Annotated in this window: 19 protein-coding genes; 14 read left to right on the plus strand and 5 right to left on the minus strand. The window is 29.9% G+C overall.

The window, feature by feature from the left end; all coding sequences use genetic code 11:
- Positions 1 to 2: 2 nt before the first annotated feature.
- The 11 genes from FLV_RS03750 to FLV_RS03800 are packed head-to-tail and all read left to right on the plus strand — an operon-like array spanning position 3 to position 12,454.
- Complete coding sequence (locus tag FLV_RS03750; protein ID WP_243230851.1) at positions 3 to 782, plus strand: glycosyltransferase family 2 protein; 780 nt, start codon at positions 3 to 5, stop codon at positions 780 to 782.
- A gap of 12 nt (positions 783 to 794) precedes the next feature.
- Positions 795 to 1,916 (plus strand): UDP-N-acetylglucosamine 2-epimerase, encoded by a 1,122-nt coding sequence (gene neuC, locus FLV_RS03755; protein WP_243230855.1) that lies wholly within the window; start codon positions 795 to 797, stop codon positions 1,914 to 1,916.
- A gap of 2 nt (positions 1,917 to 1,918) precedes the next feature.
- Positions 1,919 to 2,833, plus strand: a complete 915-nt coding sequence (locus FLV_RS03760; protein ID WP_243230858.1) for an alpha-1,2-fucosyltransferase — start codon at positions 1,919 to 1,921, stop codon at positions 2,831 to 2,833.
- A 36-nt stretch (positions 2,834 to 2,869) separates the two neighbouring features.
- A complete protein-coding gene (locus tag FLV_RS03765) occupies positions 2,870 to 4,276 on the plus strand; it encodes a UDP-glycosyltransferase (protein WP_243230860.1) in 1,407 nt (468 codons plus the stop codon).
- Between the two features lie 30 nt (positions 4,277 to 4,306).
- Positions 4,307 to 5,740, plus strand: a complete 1,434-nt coding sequence (locus FLV_RS03770) for an MBOAT family O-acyltransferase (RefSeq protein ID WP_243230862.1) — start codon at positions 4,307 to 4,309, stop codon at positions 5,738 to 5,740.
- Positions 5,740 to 6,621 (plus strand): hypothetical protein, encoded by an 882-nt coding sequence (locus FLV_RS03775; RefSeq protein WP_243230865.1) that lies wholly within the window; start codon positions 5,740 to 5,742, stop codon positions 6,619 to 6,621. The genes FLV_RS03770 and FLV_RS03775 overlap by 1 nt, the downstream gene beginning before the upstream one ends.
- 2 nt (positions 6,622 to 6,623) lie before the next feature.
- Entirely contained in the window at positions 6,624 to 7,787 is a 1,164-nt protein-coding gene (locus FLV_RS03780; RefSeq protein WP_243230867.1) for a glycosyltransferase family 4 protein, read from the plus strand.
- Complete coding sequence (locus FLV_RS03785; RefSeq protein WP_243230869.1) at positions 7,784 to 9,322, plus strand: glycosyltransferase family 2 protein; 1,539 nt, start codon at positions 7,784 to 7,786, stop codon at positions 9,320 to 9,322. The genes FLV_RS03780 and FLV_RS03785 overlap by 4 nt, the downstream gene beginning before the upstream one ends.
- Positions 9,319 to 10,317, plus strand: coding sequence for a glycosyltransferase family 2 protein (locus tag FLV_RS03790; RefSeq protein ID WP_243230870.1), 999 nt, complete (start codon positions 9,319 to 9,321; stop codon positions 10,315 to 10,317). Before FLV_RS03785 ends, FLV_RS03790 begins: the two co-directional genes overlap by 4 nt.
- Positions 10,314 to 11,330 (plus strand): glycosyltransferase, encoded by a 1,017-nt coding sequence (locus tag FLV_RS03795; protein ID WP_243230871.1) that lies wholly within the window; start codon positions 10,314 to 10,316, stop codon positions 11,328 to 11,330. Before FLV_RS03790 ends, FLV_RS03795 begins: the two co-directional genes overlap by 4 nt.
- Complete coding sequence (locus FLV_RS03800; protein ID WP_243230872.1) at positions 11,330 to 12,454, plus strand: glycosyltransferase; 1,125 nt, start codon at positions 11,330 to 11,332, stop codon at positions 12,452 to 12,454. The genes FLV_RS03795 and FLV_RS03800 overlap by 1 nt, the downstream gene beginning before the upstream one ends.
- Positions 12,455 to 12,457: 3 nt before the next feature.
- On the opposite strand, the gene FLV_RS03805 is transcribed toward FLV_RS03800, so the two are convergent.
- From FLV_RS03805 to FLV_RS03815, 3 genes are all read right to left on the minus strand, one after another.
- On the minus strand, positions 12,458 to 13,087 hold the full coding sequence (locus tag FLV_RS03805; protein WP_243230873.1) for a class I SAM-dependent methyltransferase: 630 nt from the start codon (positions 13,085 to 13,087) through the stop codon (positions 12,458 to 12,460).
- Between the two features lie 385 nt (positions 13,088 to 13,472).
- A complete protein-coding gene (locus FLV_RS03810; protein ID WP_243230874.1) occupies positions 13,473 to 14,429 on the minus strand; it encodes a glycosyltransferase family 2 protein in 957 nt (318 codons plus the stop codon).
- A 2-nt stretch (positions 14,430 to 14,431) separates the two neighbouring features.
- The gene (locus FLV_RS03815) at positions 14,432 to 15,580 is read right to left on the minus strand and encodes a hypothetical protein (protein WP_243230875.1); all 1,149 of its coding nucleotides are present in this window, start codon (positions 15,578 to 15,580) and stop codon (positions 14,432 to 14,434) included.
- A 209-nt stretch (positions 15,581 to 15,789) separates the two neighbouring features.
- Between FLV_RS03815 and FLV_RS03820 the strand changes: the two genes are divergently transcribed.
- The 3 genes from FLV_RS03820 (at position 15,790) to FLV_RS03830 (ending at position 19,698) form a co-directional block, all read left to right on the plus strand.
- Positions 15,790 to 16,860: a glycosyltransferase family 4 protein gene (locus FLV_RS03820; protein ID WP_243230876.1), complete on the plus strand. Its 1,071-nt coding sequence runs from the start codon at positions 15,790 to 15,792 to the stop codon at positions 16,858 to 16,860.
- Positions 16,861 to 16,888: 28 nt separating this feature from the next.
- Positions 16,889 to 18,238, plus strand: a complete 1,350-nt coding sequence (locus FLV_RS03825; RefSeq protein ID WP_243230880.1) for an O-antigen ligase family protein — start codon at positions 16,889 to 16,891, stop codon at positions 18,236 to 18,238.
- Positions 18,239 to 18,303: 65 nt separating this feature from the next.
- A complete protein-coding gene (locus FLV_RS03830) occupies positions 18,304 to 19,698 on the plus strand; it encodes a sugar transferase (protein WP_243230882.1) in 1,395 nt (464 codons plus the stop codon).
- Between the two features lie 4 nt (positions 19,699 to 19,702).
- On the opposite strand, the gene FLV_RS03835 is transcribed toward FLV_RS03830, so the two are convergent.
- A complete protein-coding gene (locus tag FLV_RS03835) occupies positions 19,703 to 20,806 on the minus strand; it encodes a DUF4105 domain-containing protein (protein ID WP_317235665.1) in 1,104 nt (367 codons plus the stop codon).
- A gap of 52 nt (positions 20,807 to 20,858) precedes the next feature.
- Positions 20,859 to 21,842 (minus strand): PorV/PorQ family protein, encoded by a 984-nt coding sequence (locus tag FLV_RS03840; protein WP_317235666.1) that lies wholly within the window; start codon positions 21,840 to 21,842, stop codon positions 20,859 to 20,861.
- Positions 21,843 to 21,864: the final 22 nt, after the last annotated feature.

Here is a 21,864-nt window from a genome sequence, read left to right on the forward strand (position 1 = left end):
CTATGATATCGATAGTAATTAGAAATAGAAACGAGGCAAAAGCGCTTGAAAATGTTTTATCTATCGTTACAAAAGTTTATTCTGAGGATTACACAGAGATTATAATTGTTGATAATTATTCAACAGATGATAGTGTAAGTATAGCTGAAAAATATAAATGTAAAGTAGTTTATATAAAAGACTTTAGTTATGGCGGGGCAACTAATCTTGGTATTGAAACAGCTAAATCAGATTACGTTTTGCTACTTAGCTCACATGCAATTCCAATAGGTCAAAGTTTTTTTAAAAATTCCATTACTGCTTTAAAATCCAAAGAAAAAATTGCTGGAATCAGATACATAAATAGTATAGAGAATTATAAGAGGGCCGTTAAAAATAATTTCATCGTTTTTCAACCTTTACATTATGGATTAATGACAGCCTGTGCTCTTGTAAATAAAAAAGTATGGGAGCAATTTAAATTTGATGAAAGGCTATCTGCTATTGAAGACAAAGAATGGTCTGAAAGAGTGGCTAATAAAGGGTTTGAAATTTTAGATTTAAATGAAACTTTTTTTTATTTTATAAAAAGGAGTAGAAAATCAAATATCTTAAGGTATAAAAATGAAACAATTTCAGAGTATTTATTACACAAAAAAAAATACCAAAGTGTCGTTGTAATTGTAGCATCTTTTTTCAAGAAAATTATTGTCATAAACACAAAAAATTATTTCAAGACATTAATCTATGATATTTTAATTTTAAAAACGAGACTGGAAATTTATAGAAAGTTAAAAAAATAATGCTTTAAATCAATGAAAAAAATCCTTTTTCTTACTGGAACCCGTGCAGATTTTGGAAAAATAAAATCATTAATTCAAGTTCTGGAAGCACAGCCTGATTTTGAAGTTTTTGTTTTTGTAACAGGGATGCATCTACAGGAAATCTATGGTTATACATTGATAGAAATTGAACGTTGTAATTTTAAAAATGTATTTACATTCGAGAATCATACACACGAAACCACAATGGATTTAACATTGGCTAAAACTATTGAAGGTTTGTCGGGTTATTGTAAAAGTATCAATCCTGATATGATAGTGGTTCATGGTGATCGTGTAGAAACACTTGCAGGAGCAATTGTTGGGTCATTAAATAATATTTTGGTTGCTCATATAGAAGGTGGCGAAATTTCAGGAACCGTAGATGAGTTAATTCGGCACAGTGTGAGTAAATTAAGCCACATACATTTTGTATCAAATAAAGAAGCTGAACAAAGGCTGATTCAAATGGGAGAAGTAAAAGAATCGGTTTTTATAATTGGATCTCCGGATATCGATATTATGTTTTCCAGCCAATTACCGGAATTAAATGTCGTAAAAGAGTATTATGAAATTCCATTTCAGGAATTTGCCATTGTAATGTTTCATCCGGTAACTACTGAATTTCAGTTCATGCAGCAGCATGCAAATTCTTTTGTAGATTGCTTATTGAAAGACAATCATAATTATGTGGTTATTTTTCCAAACAATGATTTAGGAAGCCAGTTTATTATGGATGCCTACAAAAAGTTAAAGTATAATGACCGGTTCAGAATTTTTCCCTCAATTCGATTTGAATACTTTTTAACATTATTGAAAAACAGTCAGTTTATTATAGGTAATAGTAGTGCCGGGATTCGCGAAGCACCTTATTATGGAGTTCCAATTATTAATATTGGAACCCGCCAGCAAAACAGGGCTGTACATGCAGATATTATTAATGTCGATTATTCTGAAAAAGGCATAAATGAAGGACTTTCCATAATAGAATTGCACAAAATTCAATATTCAGATAATAATTTTGGAGAAGGAAATAGCAATACACTTTTTTTGGAATGTCTTCTTAAAGAAAAAATATGGAAATTAAATCATCAAAAACAGTTTAAAGATTTATAATTATGATAACATTTTCTAGATTAGGTAATAAAGGAAAATTGGGAAATCAGCTATTTCAAATAGCTTCAACAATGAGTTTAGCCGAAAAATTTAGCCATGAATGTTCTTTTCCTAATTGGGATTATTCAAAATATTTTGAAAAACCACTTCCTGTTTTTAAGCAAAATTTAAATATTGATTTTGAATTACTTAAAGAGGAAAGGTATGGTTTTTATGATTGGAATTTAGAGGATAAAAATTACAACATCGACGGATGGCTACAGTCTGAAAAATATTTTAAATTAAATCTAGTAAAAGAGTTGTTTCAGTTTGAAAAAATATTTGATCAGGAACTTTGTTTAAAATATAAATATCTCTTTAAAAAAAAAACAATATTAATATCTGTTAGAAGGGGAGATTTTGTAAAGCATCCTTTTTATTATCAACTATCTCACCAGTTTTATTTAAAAAGCATTATTTCTAATTTTCCAGATTGGAAAAGTAGAAATTTAATTTTTACAAGCGATGATATTAATTATTGTAAATATCATTTTTCATTTTTAAAAAATAGTTTTTTTTTGGAAAATTTGTCCGCTATTGAGCAATTGGCTTTAGGATCAAAATGTGATGATTTTGTTATTAGTAATTCAACTTTCTCATGGTGGATAGCATGGCTAGGAGAACAAAAAGAGACTAAAATAGTAAGACCAATAAAAAATTTTCGAGGTTCATTTGCCAAACATCATAATGATTTTGATTATTTTCCGGAACGATGGATAAGCTTTGATGATCAAGATGTAATGTTAGAATCTAGATACATTCTTTTTTATTTAAAAGGTATGATATATGATTTTTTATTTGAGGTTAAATTTCAAATAAGAAGAGTCAGGAGAAAATTAAAGAGATTTAATTATATTATACCAAAAAAAGCTATCTAGCATTTAAACAGTATATTTATTTTTATTAAGATAAGAGTGAAAAACAATAATAAGATTTTTATTTTATTGCCTGATGGTATCGGACTTCGAAATTTTGCTTTTTCAAATTTTTACAAAATTGGATTAGACAAAAATTTTGGTATTAAGTATTGGAATAATACACCATTTGATTTGACGACATTGGGTTTTGATGAAATCGAAATCAAAGGCGCGAAATCGAATCCATTAACCGATAGTTATAAAAATGCAAGAAAGCATATCGAACTTAATTTGAGTATTAAGACTGAAAAAGATACAGTTTATAATACCTATAGATTCCCTTTTACATATAAAAAAATAAGGCCAGCCGTGAAAAATCTGGTAACTAAATTTTTAATTGCGACTCATTCTTCACCTAAAGGATTAGAAAAAATTCGTGAAAAAATTAAAAACTTAGAAAGTAGTACCCCATATTACAATAACTGCATAGAAATACTTCAAGATGAAAAACCTGATTTTGTTTTTTGTACCAATCAACGCCCGGTTTTAGCAATTGCACCTTTATTAGCAGCAAAAAAAATAGGGATTCCTACAGCAACATTTATTTTTTCATGGGATAATTTGCCAAAGGCTACTATGGTAGTTGAAACGGATTTTTATTTTGTATGGAGTGAACACATGAAAAGGGAATTACTACATTATTATCCTTATATCAAAGAAAATCAAATTTCTATTACTGGAACACCACAGTTTGAAATTCACTTTGATAAAAACAAATTGATTCCAAAAGAGGAATTTTACAAACAGCACCATCTCGATTTAAACAAAAAATATATTTGTTATTCCGGTGATGATATTACAACTTGTCCAGACGACCCTCAGTATCTGAATAATGTTGCCCAAGCGGTTCGTGAATTAAATAATCAGGGAAGTTCTTTGGGAATTATTTTTAGAAGATGCCCTGTAGATTTCTCAAATAGATATGATTTTGTTTTAGAAAAAAATAAAGACATTATTACTCCAATAGTTCCTTTATGGCAAAAAACAGGAGAAGAATGGAATACTATTTTGCCAACTCAGGCAGATAATACGTTGCAGGTTAATACAATATATCATACTGAAATGGTAATTAATCTGGGTTCGTCAATGGTGTTTGATTATGCATGTTTCAAAAAACCATGTGCATTTCTTAATTATGATGTGCCAAATAAAATAGACAAAAACTGGTCAGTTTCTAAAATTTATAATTATGTTCATTTTCGTTCCATGTCTGATGAAAAGGCGGTTATTTGGTTAAATTCTCCAGATGAAATAGCGAACAAAATTAAATTTGGTTTAGAACAAAAAAATGAAATTGTCAACAAGGCCCAAAATTGGTTCGAAATAATTAATCAGGATCCTCCGGAAAATGCTTCTAACAGGATTTGGGAAAGTATTGAAGCTATTCTAAGCCAAAGATTTTAGTACTTTTGGCTTTTTTATATAAATTAATTTATGTTTTTTAACTCCATAGCATTTGCTGTTTTTTTGCCAATCGTTTTTTTCTTGTATTGGTTTGTATTCAATAAAACAAAAAGCAGCCAAAATGCTTTATTAATTATTGCCAGTTACTATTTTTATTCATGTTGGGACTGGAGATTCCTTTTTTTATTGGTGTTTTCAACTTTTTTAGACTATTATACCGGAATTCAGATAGAAAAAGGAAAATCTGAGAAAAGCCGTAAGTTTTGGTTCTGGCTCAGTATTTTAGTCAATTTAGGGTTTTTAGGAATCTTTAAATACTATAACTTTTTTTCCGTTTCATTTTCAGAATTATTAAATTCAGTTGGATTACAGGCGAGTCCAATTTTACTGAATGTAATTCTTCCAGTCGGAATTTCATTTTATACGTTTCACGGTTTATCGTATGTAATTGATATCTATTATAAGCGAATTAAAGCCGAATATAATTTTGTAGATTATTCACTGTTTGTAAGTTACTTTCCGCTTCTGGTAGCCGGTCCAATCGAAAGAGCCACTCATTTATTGCCTCAGGTAAAAGTAAAACGTGAGTTTAATTTTGAAAAAGCCAAAGAAGGCATTTATCAAATTATTTGGGGATTGGTTAAAAAAGTAGTCATTGCTGATACTTGTGCTACTTACGCTAATGCCATTTTCGATCATTATCCTTCTATGAATTCCTTTTCATTGATTCTGGGAGCCATTTATTTTGCTTTTCAAATCTATGGTGACTTTTCAGGATATTCGGATATTGCATTAGGTACTTCAAAATTATTTGGTTTGGATTTATTGAGAAATTTCAATTATCCTTACTTTTCAAGAGATATAGCCGAATTTTGGCGTCGCTGGCACATTTCACTTTCATCCTGGTTTCGTGATTATTTGTACATTCCCTTAGGAGGAAGTAAAGGCGGACTTTGGATGAAAATTAGAAACACTTTTATCATTTTTGTAGTTAGCGGTTTTTGGCATGGAGCCAATTGGACATACATAGCCTGGGGATTTATAAACGCAGTTTATTTTCTACCGTTACTTTTGCGCAGTAGTAATCGAAACAATATGGATACAATAGCGCTTTCATGGAACTTTAATTCTGTGAAGACATTGGTTAGTATTCTTTCGACTTTTTTAATTACTTGCATTGCGTGGGTATTTTTTAGAGCTAAAACTATAACAGATGCTGTTTTGTATTTAAAACGAATTTTTACCAGTAAAGATTTTGGTTTTCAATATTTAGACAACGAACGATACAGTTACGAATTACTTCTTATGATTGGATTATTTGTTTTGGTAGAATGGAATAACCGGACTAAAATTGAACCTATTTCAGGAAAAAGAAGCCTGTTAAAATTAGCTTTGGCCATTATAGCTATTATGGCTTTTGGTACTTTTTCAGATTATAAAGAATTTATATATTTTCAGTTTTAATGAAGCATTTTCTAATTTATATAGCCAAAATCCTTGTTGTAGTTCTGCTAATTGCTATAGTTTTAGACGGAATTTATACGTGTGTTTTTTTACAATCTAAAAACAGAGGAAAAATTGAAACAGTTTTTAATTCAAAACAGCAAAATTATGATGTCGTAATTTTGGGTTCCTCCCGGGCTAATAATCATTTTGTTTCAAAAATGTTTGAGGATAAAGGATTAAAAACATTTAATTACGGAATGAGCGGAGGGCATTTGTTTGAAGCTTCCCTGATGCTGAAATTGATGATTGAAAGAAAATATACAATCAAAAATGTAATTCTGGAAGCCGATTTAAATCTTTCAAACGACCACGAATCAGAAGGGATTTCGGCCAAATTTTTACCTTATATTCACAATTCAGCTGTAATAAAAAATCATTTCGAAACTCAGGAAAATTTTAATGAATTGTATTATATCCCTTTTTACAGATATGTAAAATATGATGGTAAAATTGGATTTAGAGAAACTTATAAAATTGTAACTGGAGAAAAAACAAATGCTTTAGATAATTTAGGATATTACCCATTAGCGAAACACCAAAATGGTAACATGAAAAATAATATTCTCAATCTAAAACCTTTAAAACGTAACAAATATTACGAAGAAATCAAGAATATTTGTAGAGACAATAATATCAATTTTATTGCTGTAATGACGCCAATGTGCGAGAATGTAGTGGGAATGAACTATTTTGATAAAGTGAAAAAAGCGTACCCCGAAATTCATAATTATGAAAACGTAGTGGTAGAAAATAAATACTTTTCGTCTTGTGGTCACATGACAGATGCGGGGGCCAAAATGTTTACAATGAAAATTTTAAAAGATTTTTTTAATAAATAAGAATGAAAATAGCTTTTTTAACTCCGGAATACCCACACTCGAAAACAGGAAATTCAGGCGGAATCGGGACAAGTATTAAAAATTTAGCAATTGGGCTTTTAGCTAAAGGAGTTTCGGTGCGCATATTAGTATATGGACAAAAAGAAGATGGCGCATTTAATGATGACGGAATTCATATTCAGCAAATAAAAAATATTAAGTTTAAAGGTTTATCCTGGTTTTTGACAAGAAAAAAAATCGAAAAAATAATCAATCAACTACATATTAATAATGAAATTGATTTGGTTGAAGCAGCAGACTGGACCGGTATTTCATCATTTATAAAACCCAAATCATGTCCGTTAATTATAAGATTAAACGGGTCTGACACCTATTTTTGTCATTTGGATAATCGTAAGGTAAAAAGGGTTAATAAGTTTCATGAAAAAAAAGCATTACAAAATGCTGATGGATTACTGTCTGTGAGTCAGTTTACAGCGGATACCACAAATATGATTTTTGGTTTGAAGAAGAAATTTACAATCATTCCAAACCCTATTGATATTAATTTATTTCAGGCAAATAATGAAGATCATCCGAAACAGAAAACGATACTGTATTTTGGAAGTCTAATTCGAAAAAAAGGACTTTTAGAATTGCCATTGATTTTCAATAAAGTAATAGAAAATAATCCTGAAGCCAAATTAATTTTGATTGGGAGGGATGTTCCGGATATTATTTCAGGAAATTCTTCTACCTGGCAAATGATGCAGGAATTATTTTCAGACAAGGCAGGGCAACAGACAGAGTATTTGGGAAGCGTTCCGTATATCGAAATAAAAGAAAAAATTAAACAGGCAACAGTTTGTGTTTTTCCTTCTTTTGCAGAGGCTTTTCCGGTTTCGTGGCTGGAAGCTATGGCAATGAAAAAACCAATCGTAGCCTCAAATGTGGGATGGGCTCAGGAAATGATTGATGATGGTAAAAATGGCTTTTTAGAGTATCCGGCAAATCATGAGAATTTTGCGCAAAAAATTAATAATTGTCTGGAGGATGAGATTTTGTGTCATAAATTAGCACAAGCGGCGAGAAATAAAGTAGAAAAATATTTTGATATACATGTAATAGCCAATCAGAACATAGAATTTTACAAAAAAGTAATTAGCCAAAAAAACAGAGAAAGATGATAATTGTATATCATGAAAACAATAAAGTAATTAGCGTTAGTAATGACAATAAAAATTTGCCTTTTTTGGGTAAAAATATCGCAGCAACTTTATTTGAAATTGCAACTGCTTTTCCTGAAGAGTTAGTAATTTGGTGTTATATTGATTTAAAATCTAGTTTGAATTTTTCTGAATTTGAAGCCATTTTTCATCATAAAAAGATAATGGCTTCTTATAATCCATTAAAAAATTCATTTTTATCAGATGCTATTGGCTATGTAGAAGAATCTGTTTTTATAAATAGCGATAAAAAAGTTACTTATCCTACCTGGCAAATGAGTAGTTACGTTGGAGGAATTCAGGCTAGTGTTTTATTAGCTTTGAAAAAGAACATAAGTGTTTCAGACAATCTGGATTATTTTTTGCATTCTTTGGCAAAACTCGCAATGTCAAAAGGTCTTTTGTGTTATTCAGAACCAAAATTGTTAAAGAGAATACCTCATTTAAATAAAATTCATAAAAGCAGTAATTTTATTTTATTTCGATTTGTAAAACAACATTATAAAACGCGTTGGTCATTTTTATTGTTTTTGAATTTGTTTTTTTACGAAAGAAAAATTCTCATTTTGCCTTTTGTTTTTTCACTGCTTTATTCCCGAAGAAAGTTAAAAAACGACTTATTAGATAATATTAAAGTTGAGTCAGTAAAAAAAGTAGTTGAGTCAGGAACTATAGATGTTATCATTCCTACCATCGGTAGAAAGCAATATTTGCATGATGTTTTAAAAGATTTGTCAAATCAGACCCATTTTCCCGAAAAAGTTATAATTGTTGAGCAAAACCCAAATCCTGAAAGTGTTTCGGAATTGGATTATCTTACAAATGAAACATGGAATTTTGAAATTAAACATATTTTTACACATCAGGCAGGAGCATGTAATGCCCGGAATTTGGCTTTAGCCGAAGTAAAAAGCGAATGGGTATTTTTAAATGATGATGATAATAGATTTAACAGTGATTTAATTGCTAAAACATTAGAGAATTGTATTAAATACGGAACCCAAGTTGCCAGTAATTCCTATTTGAGATTAAATGAAAAAAAACAAGTTAATGAAGTGATTCAATCATCTATTTTTGGTTCGGGCAATAGTTTCTTGAAGTCTGATTTGTTAAATTTAGTTTCTTTTAGAAAAGGTTTTGAGTTTGGTTATGGAGAAGATAGTGATTTTGGAATGCAATTAAGGAATTTAGGAATTGACATTTTGTATTTTCCAAACCCGGAAATCATCCATTTAAAAGCACCAATTGGCGGATTCAGAACCAAGCCAGTTTTGGGATGGCAAAATGATGAGATTCAGCCTAAACCATCACCAACCGTTATGCTGTATAAGATATTACATTTAAATGAAAAGCAAATATCGGGTTATAAAACGATTTTGTTTTTTAAATTTTATAAAGTGCAGCCAATAAAAAATCCAATCAGCTATTTCTTTAATTTTAAAAAGCAATGGAGTAGAAGCTTATACTGGGCAAATCAACTAAAAAATCAGAGATGAAATTTTCGTTAATTATTTGTACCTATATGCGTCCGCAACCGTTATTGAAATTATTAGATTCGGTTCAAAAACAATCATTGTATCCGGATGAAATTTTGATTATTGATGGTTCGACAAATAATCTGACTGAAGTTGTTTTAAATGAAAACCGATTTGACCATTTAAAGTATTCTTTGGTAAATCAAGAAAACAGAGGTCTTACCAAACAAAGAAATTTTGGGATTTCGAAAGTGGCTGAGGATATTGATATTGTCTGTTTTTTAGATGACGATACTGTTTTAGAACCAGATTATTTTAAAAATTTGCTTTGTACATATAAGTTGTATCCGGAAGCTTTAGGTGTAGGAGGATATATTTCTAATGAAATCGAATGGATAAAAGTAGAAGAGAATTATTCCCCAAAAATAAATGAATTTTATTTTGACGGATGGAAACGTAAAGATGGCAGTAGGTTTGTTTTAAGAAAAAAACTGAATTTGGACAGTGATTGCCCACCTGGTTTCTCTTCTTCATTTTCACATGGCAGGAGTGTAGGTTTTTTGCCTCCAACAAATAAAGTATATGAGGTAGAACAATTGATGGGAGGAGTTTCGTCGTTTAGAAAATCAGTTTTTGAGCAATTTTCATTTTCTGTTTATTTTCAAGGATATGGTTTATATGAAGATGCTGATTTTACAATAAGAGTTTCAAAAACGGGAAAATTATACTTAAATACTGCTGCAAAACTTTCTCATTTTCATGCTGAATCAGGTCGTCCCAATAAATATCAATACGGAAAAATGGTAGTACGAAACGGATGGTATGTTTGGCGTGTTAAAAATTCAAATCCAAATATAACAGATCGTTTGAAGTGGAATGCCATAACGATTTTATTAACTTTAATCCGTTTTACCAATATAATAAAAGGAAACAACAAAAAACAAGCTTTTACAGAAGCAATAGGCAGGACTGTAGGATGGTGTAGTTTACTTTTTAATGAGCCAAAACAAAAATGATATTTATATTAAAAAAGAAGATTCTAAAAAAAATCAAAGAGTTTAGGTTAAACTATTCGTATGTTCGATTTTATGATCAGAATGAACCAGTGATTTATATTAACTTAAATCATCGCACAAAAGTTAGAACTTATCTTAATCTTTTTTTTAGAATCCATGAAGTTTATAAGGAACCAATCGTTGTGAAATTTTCATTATTGAGAATGTTTTTTTTGGCAAAATGGTTTAATGAACTCGATTATATTTATTTTGAAAAACCATTTTCAAAAACAACAAAACTTAAAATTTTCAGTCACCATAAAAAAGCTGATTTCAGAGTTAATTACAATTACAGAAAAATATATTCTTCTGATGATTATCAGGAAAATGCATTGCCATACATCATGCATCCTGCTAATTATTTGCAAAAAGAGTCTGAAATTTTGCCAAAACGAATTGGAATTTTAATGAGTGGTAATTTTGATGAGAAAATTTATAATACAAATGTCATTCAGGATAATTTTGGCTTACACAATAGATGGGAAATCTATAAAGCAGTTTTAAGATCTGATAAATTAATTCAAATCACGGGAGATGAATTAATAGAAGGCTTAGAGTCAGGTAAATTTAAGAACAGATTTACCTTAATGAAATGGCAATCAGGAGCAATTCCTACAGAAAAATGGCGGTATTATCTCTCATCTGCTGATTTTATTTTTTGTGCTCCGGGAATGACAATGCCCATGTGTCATAATGTTTTAGAAGCGATGTCTGTTGGGGTAATTCCAATTTTAAATTATCCTCATTGGCTTAATCCCTCTTTAGAAAATGATTTGAATTGTTTGGTTTATCGTGACCTTTCTGAGATTGCGGAAATAATAAATAAAGCACTTTCTTTGTCTGATGATAAAAAAAATGAAATGGCGAAAAATGTTATGAAATATTATCAAATGTATTATGAGAATTACGTTTTTAATGAAAAAGGAAATCGTGAATTAATACTATTAAATGAAAATATTAAAGATTTAGTTTAATGAAATTCGTAATTATCACACACGTCATTCACAATCAAAAAGAAAATCAATATTTTGGTTATGCACCTTATGTACGTGAAATGAATATTTGGTTAAAATATGTTGATGAGCTTGTAGTGGTGGCACCATTAGAAAATAAAGAGATAACAGCAATTGATTTGCCCTATAATCATAAAAAAATTGATTTTAGAGTTATTCCGAATTTCAATCTTATAGATTTTAAGAATATTGTTTTGGCATTATTGAAATTGCCGAAAATTTTCTGGAGAATATTTTGGGCCATGAAAAGTGCCGATCATATTCATTTGAGATGCCCGGGAAATGTTGGATTAATTGGTTGTCTGGTTCAAATATTCTTCCCAAATAAAATAAAAACAGCAAAATATGCCGGAAACTGGGATCCTAAAAGTAAACAGCCCTGGACATACAAATTGCAAAAGTACATTTTGAGTAATACTTTTTTTACTAAAAATATGCAGGTTTTGGTTTATGGGGAATGGGATAATCAATCTATAAACATTAAACCTTTTTTTACTGCTACATATTCAGAATCAGAGAAGGAAACAATTAAAAAAACAAATTTAGATTTAGGTATTCATTTTGTTTTTGTTGGAAGTTTAGTTTTAGGTAAAAATCCAATCTATGCTGTAAAATTGGTTGAAAAACTAATTAAAAAGGGAAAAAATATTACTTTAGAAATATATGGTGAAGGCTCTGAAAGACAAAATTTGGAAAATTACATTCAAAAGAATCAGTTAGAGAATTATGTGATTTTACACGGAAACCAAAATAAAGAAACTATAAAAAAAGCATATCAAAAATGCCATTTTGTAATTTTAGCATCTAAAAGCGAAGGCTGGCCAAAAGCTATTGCTGAAGCTATGTTTTGGGGTTGTGTTCCGGTTGTAACCAAAGTTTCTTGTGTTCCTTCTATGTTGGATTATGGAAATAGAGGTGTTTTTTTGCAAAACAATTTAGAGATAGATTTTATCGAGATAATAAAAGTTATAAACAATGAATCAGGCTTTCGGACAGCGTCTTCAGAAAGTATGAAATGGTCTCAACAGTTTACTATTGAAAAATTTGATAGAAATATTAAAGAAATAATGGGTTTTTATTTTTAATTGTCAATCGTGTTTTTTTGCTAAAACAATTGTCCAGGGTAAGGGTGATTCTACGGCTATTACCTTACCATATTCTTTTTCAATTAATCTAATAATAGAATGTTTAGACCAATGGTTTAAATGTCCTGGAGTATTTCCAAAATCGCTTATATATTTAAATCTGCACATATTCAAAATACGCCATATTGGTTCACGAGGGACACCTAAAATTAAAAATTTTGAAGAAACTCTTTTTAATTCTTGTAATGCTAATTTGGGGTAATCTAAATGTTCCAAAACTTCTAATAAGAAAACTAAATCGACACTGTTATTTTCGTATTGAAGTTCATAAATACTTTCTTGAAAGATAGTTAAGCTTGGATTGTTTTTTTTTGCAATTAGGACTAAATTTTCGACAAATTCTGAAGCAGTTAAATTGCTGATCATTCCATTAAGCTTAATAGTAGATCTTCCTTCTCCGCAACCTATCTCGTGTGCTGAATTTACGGGTGTAATTTTAGCTACTAATTTTTCTACTGATTTAAAATAATTGTTTACTAAAAACTTTGATATAAAGTTTGTGTCTTCGTATTTACCTGAAAAATCTTCTTTCTCAGGATTAGCCTTTAATTTAGAATAATCAATTTTTTTCATTTTACATTTTCTTTAATTGTACACATAATATTTTAATACTATATATCGAAGAGGCATTAATATAAGGATAGTTATAGCTGTAGATACAAGATAATCTAAGTTGAAATAAATTCCAATGTTGTATAGGAAATTTGCAGCAATATAAAATACAAGTAGGTTAATGCAAAATTTAATTAACTTTTTTCTGTTATGATTTGTTTTGAAAAGGAGTTTCAGTTGGACAAAATAAAGCATTGAATACCAAATTGCATAAGTTAACATAAACGAAACGGATTTGTTAACATGCATTATGTTTACAAAAATATATAATGAAAGAAATATATATAAGTAACCAAAAATACTGATATAAATATAACGTAGAATTTCAGTCCTAAATTTTTTATTTCTAATGATTTTCAAAGTGCGTCTTTTTGAGAAGGTATAATATTTTTTCCTGATTTTTCCTGATACGACCAAGCATATCGGCCATAAAAGCAAAAATAGTAACAATAGCGCTCATTCCTAAGAGAGATAATCCAATTACACCAAAACTTTTATATGGCGTAATGGTGTCATACATGATCCAATGCATCAATGCCCAACCACCAAAAAATAGTGCTAATAACAAAATAAAAGCTGCGATGCTTAAAAAAAATTGCAAAGGTTTATAATCTTTTAGGGATTTGAAAATTATGGATGAAGTTTTAAAGCCATATAAAAATAAATTATTAGCAATTCTTGATACACGGTCTTCAAAGTACTTTACATTCACAGGTACTTGGCTCAATTTAAAACCTTTATCTAATAAATCAAGTATAGTTTCATGAGTGTAGGTGAAACTGCCATGTAAATTTAAACTCAACAATGCATCATTAGAATAAGCTCTAAAGCCACAGGAAGCATCAAGAATTTTAGTTTTGCCAACAAAACTTACAATTTGATTAACTTTCTTATTTCCCCAAAATTTAATTTTAGGCATATTATCCGGTTTTCCGTTTGAGAAACGCACTCCAATGCAAAAATCAGCCTCATTATTTATAATGGGAGTCAGCATTTGAGATATTTGGTTAACATCAAATTGCCCATCAGCATCTATACTAACAATTGCGTCTGTTTTTGTTTGTAAGGCATAATTAATAGCAGTTTGAAAAGCTGCGCCAACTCCTTTATTCTTATTATGACTTAAAACTGTTGCACCTCCTTTTTGTGCTTCAGTCACCGTTAGGTCTGTGCTGCCATCATTCACTACTAAGATTTCAATTGTATCAAATCCTACAATTGTTTTTGGTATAGAATTAATAACTTTTAAAATTGTTTTTTCCTCATTGAGAGCGGGCATATAAATAATTAATTTTTGCGACATACTTAGAGGATTTTTTTTAGGATTAAGAATGTTAGTCGAATTTCGTTTAAAAACAAAACTAAGCCAATAACTTGAGCAACCAAAACAAAATACTTTGGATTTGAGAAGTACTTATTGTAAATTAAATAATAACTTAAATAAATTATAGGTAATAATACTAACCAATACCGGCTAAATCCTGTCCCGGCCAAAATAAAACCTAAAATGATCAAAGTAAAAGCAAAAAATAAATTTAAAATGATTGTGTTTTTGATTTTTTTTAAAAGACCAAAAAATACAGCAAAAAGTAATATGAAACTAATAAGATAGTTCCTTACTCCTGTGACTGGTACAAATAAAGATATAAATGCAGGTATCCCATTAATGCGACTAACTTCATAATGTTTTTCTAAACCTAAGCCACATTTTATATTATACCAAAGCGGATTTTCACCAACTTTAAATCGATTGAAGTAACTGATTTCACTTAAATTTTGAGATTCTATATTGTATATGTATTTAAACCAAAATAACAATGGAGAAGCAATAATTAGAGATATTAAGACAAGTCTCCAAAAATCCTTTTTAGATTTTTTTATAAATGAATAATAATAAATAAGGAGAAGTAATCCTAAAATAGCATATACATATCGGGTAAAAACTAATAAGATGAACAAAAAGAAAAGTCTTTTGAAATTTGAGATGTTTTTAGGTTCATTGAAATAATATAAAAAGCCCCAGAATGTAAAAAAAATAATAGCTTCAGGATATAGAGAAGGAAGAAAAGAAATAAAGTTAGAAGAAATTGCTGTTAATAAAATTATACTGTAAATTATTCTTTTGTCTATGTCAAGTTTAGATAAAATTAAATAACAAAATCGAAAGCCTAAAACAGTTAATATGATGTGAAACATTTTGTGCAAAGCAAACCCTAAAAGAGGGACACTTTTAAAACTAAAAAAAGCCATTAAAAATGGAATTATTGGTATTACTGAAGAAGGATAATCCGTTTGGTAGTATTTTCCGGATAAGATATTGCTAGAAATTTTAAAATAAGTAATTTCGTCTGCTTGTAAAGGTATAAACAAATTTCTTAATGATAATATTAGAATAGATATAAAGAGAAAGCTAAATGCTTTTTCCGTTTTTATAAAAGAAATGATAGGTTGCATAAAAGGATGTTTGTTCGGTAAAAGTAATATTTTTTATTTCATTATTATAAAACAAATAAATTGTAAAAAATAAAGTAACAATTTCGTTTATATTTGTCAGAAGTGGAGTAGATAATAAATCTCTGGACTTTATAAATGGATGATTTGAAAATAGAGTAAAAAGTTATCACATAATGATATTTTGAAGCTGAAATTAAAAAGCTGCTAAAATGAGAATAGTACAAATAATAGACTCTTTGGAAGCTGGTGGAGCAGAGAGAATGGCTGTGAATTATGCAAATGCTTTAGCTGAAAAAATCGAGTTTTCAGCATTAGTTGCAACCAGAAAAGAAGGTGTTTTGAAAAATCAAATTGATTTAAAAGTACCGTATTTATTTTTGGAAAAACATAAAAGGATTGATGTAAAGGCCGTTTTTAAACTAAGAAAGTTTATAAAAGATAATAATGTTGATATAATTCATGCCCATAGTTCTTCTTTTTTTATTGCTGTTTTAGTAAAATTGACTCTGCCAAGTTTAAAAATTATTTGGCATGACCATTACGGAATTTCACAGAATTTGACTTCTAGAAAAAATTTGGGGCTAAAGTGGGGATCTCTTTTTTTTACCGGAACTATCGCGGTAAATGAATCATTAAAAAAATGGGCAGAATCTTATCTATGGTGTTCTAAAGTTGTTTATTTTCCAAATTTCATTTTAAATGTTTTTCAGGCAAATGAAAAAATAGAATTAAAAGGGATTACAGGTAAAAGAATAATTTGTGTAGCCAATCTTCGTCCGCAAAAAAACCATAAATTGCTTATTGAGACAGCAAAAATAATTAAAGAAAAATTCCCGGACTGGACATTTCATCTGTTTGGAAAGGACTTTGAAGACGATTATTCGGACCAAATTAAGAACAGCATCAAAAACTTAAAATTAGAAAAAAATATCTTTTTTTACGGAACGATACAAGATGTAAGTACTGTATTAAAACAGTGCGATATTGCTGTTTTGCCTTCGATATCAGAAGGATTGCCATTATCACTATTGGAGTATGGTTTGTGTCAAATGCCGGTTGTGGCAACTAATGTTGGTGAAATACCAAAAATTATTATTTCTAATAAAGAAGGCTTGATTGTAGAATCTAATGATGTGAATCAATTTACAACTGCCCTTACTGAATTTATCCAAAACGATAATTACAGAAAGGAAGCTGGATTGGCTTTAAAACAAAAGATATTATCTGATTTTAGTGAAGAATCCGTTATTCAGCAATATATTTTGTGGTTGAATTTTTGATTTTTTGTGTAAAATATTTTGAATTCAAATGAAAAACATTCGATTATCGTATATTAATCTCCTTATAATCCATGCAGTAATTGCGTTGGTAATTTTCGTTGTGCCGTTTTTATCAAAAATTTATGCACTATTAATTCCTTTAATTGGTTTTTATGTAGTTTATAGTACTAAAAATAAAAATAATGAAGTTCTTTTAGTAACAGCGTATATGGTGGGGGTTGAGGTTTTTTTGCGGATGACAGGCGGTAACTTCAATAATGAATTTGTTAAGGTTAGTGTGATTTTTTTTATGTTTTTAGGGATGGTGTACAGTAATTTTTCTATTAATGCATTTATATATTGGGTGTTTTTATTATTATTAATTCCAGGTATATTAGTAACCTCATCCACTGCTGATTTTAATTCAGACATTCGAAAATTATTAGTTTTTAATTTATCCGGGGCAGTTTGTCTTGCGATATCTGCGATATACATGTATAAAAGAAGAATTTTGTTTTCTGATTTACAAAATGTTGTCGTTGCAATGGGCTTGCCGGTTGTAACAACCGCTGTTTATTTATTTTTATTTAATCCAAGTGTTAAGGATGTTGTTACCGGAACACAGTCAAATTTTGAGACATCAGGAGGTTTTGGGCCTAATCAGGTTTCTACAATTTTGGGTTTAGGAATGTTTGTCTTTTTTGCACAATTGATTTTATTTTCAAAATCAAAAAAAAGGATGATTTTGAACGGAATTCTTTTGTTATTTATAAGCTACAGGGCGATTGTTACTTTCTCTAGAGGTGGTGTTATAACAGCTATAGTTATGATTATTTGCCTGTTGTTTTTATTGTATTATTTTTCTAACGCAAAAGGGAGAAGTAAATTTACTCTAGTTTTTATAGTTACAGCTTTAATGGCTGGAGGAATTTGGACTTACAGTTCTTTGCAAACATCAGGTCTGATTAATAAACGCTATGCAAATAAGGATGCAATTGGAAGAACAAAAAAAGATCGTTTGGGAGGAAGAGAGAAAATTATGGGTGAGGAACTTAAAATTTTTATCGATAATCCCATTACAGGCGTAGGAGCTGGTATGGGGAAAAAAGCAAGGAAAGAGCATAATGGGGGAGAAGTTGCTTCACATAACGAAATATCTCGTATGTTAAGTGAACACGGTTTGTTTGGTGTTTTGGGATTATTGATACTTTTTATAACTCCCTTTGTTTTGTATATTAATAATAGACAGCATCTGTATTTTTTATCGTTTTACTTTTTTTGGCTTCTGACGATTAATCATGCTGCTATGCGAACAGCTGCGCCTGCTTTTGTTTATGCGTTATCACTTCTTTTAGTACAGGTTAAAATTCCTGAAAAAGCAGAAAATTCAGGCGATTAAATTCTATTTTTTATAATACATTTGCCTCAGATTAAAGAACTTGAAATAAAAAAAAAACAGGATACATGCAAAAAAATAAAAAAATGCATTTTGAAATTTCAGAAAGAAAAGTACTGCTTAGACTTTTTGATATTGCTTTTATTTTGTTTGCTTTATATTTAATGGACCAGCTTTTTTATTATCCGTATTTCGATTTGGGTAATGCAAATTATTTTAAACCAGTTTTATTCATTGTGTATCTGAGTGGTTTTGGTGCGATCTTTGAAATGTATAATCTTCAGATTGCCAGCAACCAGTTTCAGGTACTTAGAAGTGTTATTTTAACTGTAACAACAGCTTCATTAGTGTATTTGTTTACACCAATTTTATCTCCGGAGCTTCCAAAACAGCGGTTGGTTATTCTTATTTTTTATTTGACTATTCTTGGGGCATTGTTGATTTGGCGTTTTTTTTATGTTTACTTTTTGGCAACACAACGATTTTCACAAAATGTAATTTTGATTTGTAATAAACATCAGGTTGATGAACTTGTTTTAGGACTTGAAAATGTTGATCCTCATTATAAAATTATTGGATTTGTAAATTCGGATTCTTTAGTCGGAGAAGATTTTTCTTTGAAGTATATAAAAGAGATTGAAAAAGATAATTTGTTAGCTTTTGTGAGTAAAAATAATATCTCAGAAATTGTAATTGCCTCTCAAAAAACGGAGGGTATTACAGCCGATTTGTACCAGCATTTACTTCATTTGCTGGAGGCTGGAAACATTATAAGAGAATATACACAGGTGTACGAAAGCAAAACACAGCGTATTCCTGTTCAGTATATTTCCAGGGATTTTTATCGTTTTTTTCCATTTAGCCGCAGTAATAACAATAAACTGTATTTATTACTGGTAAGTTTTCTTGAATTTATTTTTTCATTAACAGGCTTGCTTTTCTGTGTCTTCTTTATTCCGTTGATTTTTATTGCAAATACCTTTTGGAATAAAGGAACATTGTTTTATACACAAGAAAGGGTAGGCAAAAACGGAAGGGTATTTCAAATTTACAAGTTCAGGACGATGACTGAAAATTCTGAAACTAATGGGGCTGTTTTTGCAACATCAAATGATAAGAGAATTACGCCATTTGGAAAGTTCATGCGTAAAACAAGAATTGATGAATTGCCTCAGTTTATAAATGTTTTAAAAGGAGATATGGCCGTTATTGGACCAAGACCCGAAAGGCCATTTTTTGTAAAAGAAATTGCAGAAGTAATGCCTTTCTATGAAACCCGTCATGTTATAAAACCAGGACTTACGGGTTGGGCACAAGTCAATTATTCATACGGAGAATCAATAGAAGAAAGTTTGATAAAACTGCAGTATGATTTATACTATATCAAACATAGAAGTGTATTTCTCGACTTAAGTATTACTTTCAAAACCATAACAACGGTTTTGTTCTACAGAGGACAATAATTTTTCAGATTATTATAGGAATTCTTTTTTTATTTCTAATAGCAACCCTTACTAAAATAACTCCACTTGTAATTATCATTGGCAGTATAATAAAAAAGTGCGCTTTGTTAATTATAAAAAGTGTGTAAATAAGTAATAAAACCAAATGCAGTACAGCAAATTTAAAAGTCCATCTTTTATTATTAATAGCTGAAAAAATAATTAAAGCCAATAAAAGCGGACTAAATAAAAGAACGTTATAGTTCATCGCCAATTCATGGTGGAATGAATAAAATCCCATAGAGACAAAAAAGATTCCCATTAAGGATAAAATAAATAAATAGATTTTATCTATAAATTTTTTGTTTACCAGGATAATAAAACCAAGCAAAATGAGATAACTGTAAACGTTATTCCACCAGGAAGCAGGTGTTTCTTTTTCAAAACTCAATATTGTTTTGCTTTTACTTACAAAAGCATGATTTTGAAAAGTTGTTTTGTCTAAACTGTTTTTCAATTCAAAAGGCAGGAATATTTTAGTGCCTAATTGATCTACTTTTGTTCCAAAAATGATACTTGTTCCCAACTTTTCATAAAAATGACCTTCAAAATAAGGGAATAAAATACTTCTGTATGTTTTATCTGTATCTCTTTTTTTGGTGATTACCTCTTTATTTAATGTTTTATTAATGATGTCAACCACCATTGAAGTACAGTTTTTGTCAATAAATTTATAAGTATAGTAACGATCTTCTGAAAGCAGGGTAGTGTTTAAGTTGTCAAAAAGTTTTTGTTTTGTCTCTTGCGAAATAAGCAATTCTTGTTCATAAACGCTTCTTTTTTCGTAATTATATTCATTTAAAAAATCAGTATAAGAATGTGCAATTACAAAATATTGTAAATCACCTTTAGCAAATTTAGCCACGAAATTAGGTGTTCTGAAATCAAAAGCCCCATAATTATAGACAATATCAATATTGTTTGCAGGATCAGCAACACGAATGGCAGTATGTCCGAAAAAAGAATAAGTTTCGTTACCAAGTCCACATGTTAAAATACTTATATGTGCTTCTTTTGATAATGGTAAATTTTGGCCAAAACTAAAATTGTATAATAGTAATAGAAACATTATTTTTCGAAACGTACAACTTCTCATATTTGATTTTTTAAATAATAAATCCTTATCTAAAGATTCCTAAATCTACTTTAAGCGAAAAAATATTCGAGTACAATGCGGTACTTTGGTTCCCTAAATCAGTAAGAGCGTAATCGACCTGAATTCCTTTATACTTAAAACCAAGACCAATATTGGGTTGGAAATTTAATTTTTCAGAATTGTCTAACTGCATTACATTTTGAAAATTTCCTGCTCCAGCTCTTAAAAAAACAAGTTCGGTATAACCAAATTCAAATCCCACTGCAGGATCAATGCTTACCATTTTTGATGAGATAATATCGTTCGTCTGTTCAAAACGCATATTTAAATTTGTGGCAACCAAAAGGCTGGTGTCATTATGAAATTCAAACTTTTTTGAAATTCCTAATTGAGCTTTTGGAAGCGTAATTTCAGTACTTTCAGGTAATTCATTATTTTCTCCCGGAATAGCATCTGATATTTTTTTGTATTCTTCCTCGTCAATATTCCATACATTGTAAGTAGTTGTAATATCCCGTAACATCAATCCGAATTTCCAGTCGTTTTTTTCGAACTGAAGTCCGAAGTCAAAACCAAAACCCCAGGAATTTGCAAATTTTCCAATTACGCGTCTAATAATTTTGGCATTTACACCGTATTGAAATCCTTCGATAGGTAATCTTCTGGCATAGGAAAAGGTAAAGCCGTAATCAGCAGTAGAAAATAAGCTGATACGGTTGTAGTCAATATTGCCCTGATTGTCGATTAATTGTGTGGTGTCCATGATGTCATCAACTCCAAAACGAATCATCGAAATTCCCCAGGCACTTCGGTCGTCAATTGGACTTGCATATCCAATATAATCGTATTGTGCAATATTCGCAAAATAATTGGCATGCATCAGCGAAATTTGATGATCCTCAAGATGTGTCAATCCCGCAGGATTCCAGTAAACAGAATTGACATCATTAGTCGAAGCGACAACAGCACTCGACATTCCTAAAGCTGCTGCATCAACACCAATATTCATAAACTCATTCGAATATTTCCGA

Origin of the sequence: Flavobacterium pectinovorum (assembly GCF_022802975.1) — a bacterium.
In the GTDB taxonomy this organism is placed as follows: Bacteria; Bacteroidota; Bacteroidia; order Flavobacteriales; family Flavobacteriaceae; genus Flavobacterium; species Flavobacterium pectinovorum_B.

Excerpts from the sequence above, each read along its gene's own strand:
- FLV_RS03775 (WP_243230865.1), top strand. The coding sequence starts at position 5,740 with ATGAAGCATTTTCTAATTTATATAGCCAAAATCCTTGTTGTAGTTCTG.
- FLV_RS03835 (WP_317235665.1), bottom strand. The coding sequence starts at position 20,806 with ATGTTTCTATTACTATTATACAATTTTAGTTTTGGCCAAAATTTACCA.
- FLV_RS03830 (WP_243230882.1), top strand. The coding sequence starts at position 18,304 with ATGCAAAAAAATAAAAAAATGCATTTTGAAATTTCAGAAAGAAAAGTA.
- FLV_RS03785 (WP_243230869.1), top strand. The coding sequence starts at position 7,784 with ATGATAATTGTATATCATGAAAACAATAAAGTAATTAGCGTTAGTAAT.
- FLV_RS03795 (WP_243230871.1), top strand. The coding sequence starts at position 10,314 with ATGATATTTATATTAAAAAAGAAGATTCTAAAAAAAATCAAAGAGTTT.
- neuC (WP_243230855.1), top strand. The coding sequence starts at position 795 with ATGAAAAAAATCCTTTTTCTTACTGGAACCCGTGCAGATTTTGGAAAA.
- FLV_RS03825 (WP_243230880.1), top strand. The coding sequence starts at position 16,889 with ATGAAAAACATTCGATTATCGTATATTAATCTCCTTATAATCCATGCA.
- FLV_RS03760 (WP_243230858.1), top strand. The coding sequence starts at position 1,919 with ATGATAACATTTTCTAGATTAGGTAATAAAGGAAAATTGGGAAATCAG.
- FLV_RS03770 (WP_243230862.1), top strand. The coding sequence starts at position 4,307 with ATGTTTTTTAACTCCATAGCATTTGCTGTTTTTTTGCCAATCGTTTTT.
- FLV_RS03810 (WP_243230874.1), bottom strand. The coding sequence starts at position 14,429 with ATGTCGCAAAAATTAATTATTTATATGCCCGCTCTCAATGAGGAAAAA.
- FLV_RS03790 (WP_243230870.1), top strand. The coding sequence starts at position 9,319 with ATGAAATTTTCGTTAATTATTTGTACCTATATGCGTCCGCAACCGTTA.
- FLV_RS03805 (WP_243230873.1), bottom strand. The coding sequence starts at position 13,087 with ATGAAAAAAATTGATTATTCTAAATTAAAGGCTAATCCTGAGAAAGAA.
- FLV_RS03815 (WP_243230875.1), bottom strand. The coding sequence starts at position 15,580 with ATGCAACCTATCATTTCTTTTATAAAAACGGAAAAAGCATTTAGCTTT.
- FLV_RS03800 (WP_243230872.1), top strand. The coding sequence starts at position 11,330 with ATGAAATTCGTAATTATCACACACGTCATTCACAATCAAAAAGAAAAT.
- FLV_RS03820 (WP_243230876.1), top strand. The coding sequence starts at position 15,790 with ATGAGAATAGTACAAATAATAGACTCTTTGGAAGCTGGTGGAGCAGAG.
- FLV_RS03840 (WP_317235666.1), bottom strand. The coding sequence starts at position 21,842 with ATGAATATTGGTGTTGATGCAGCAGCTTTAGGAATGTCGAGTGCTGTT.
- FLV_RS03780 (WP_243230867.1), top strand. The coding sequence starts at position 6,624 with ATGAAAATAGCTTTTTTAACTCCGGAATACCCACACTCGAAAACAGGA.
- FLV_RS03750 (WP_243230851.1), top strand. The coding sequence starts at position 3 with ATGATATCGATAGTAATTAGAAATAGAAACGAGGCAAAAGCGCTTGAA.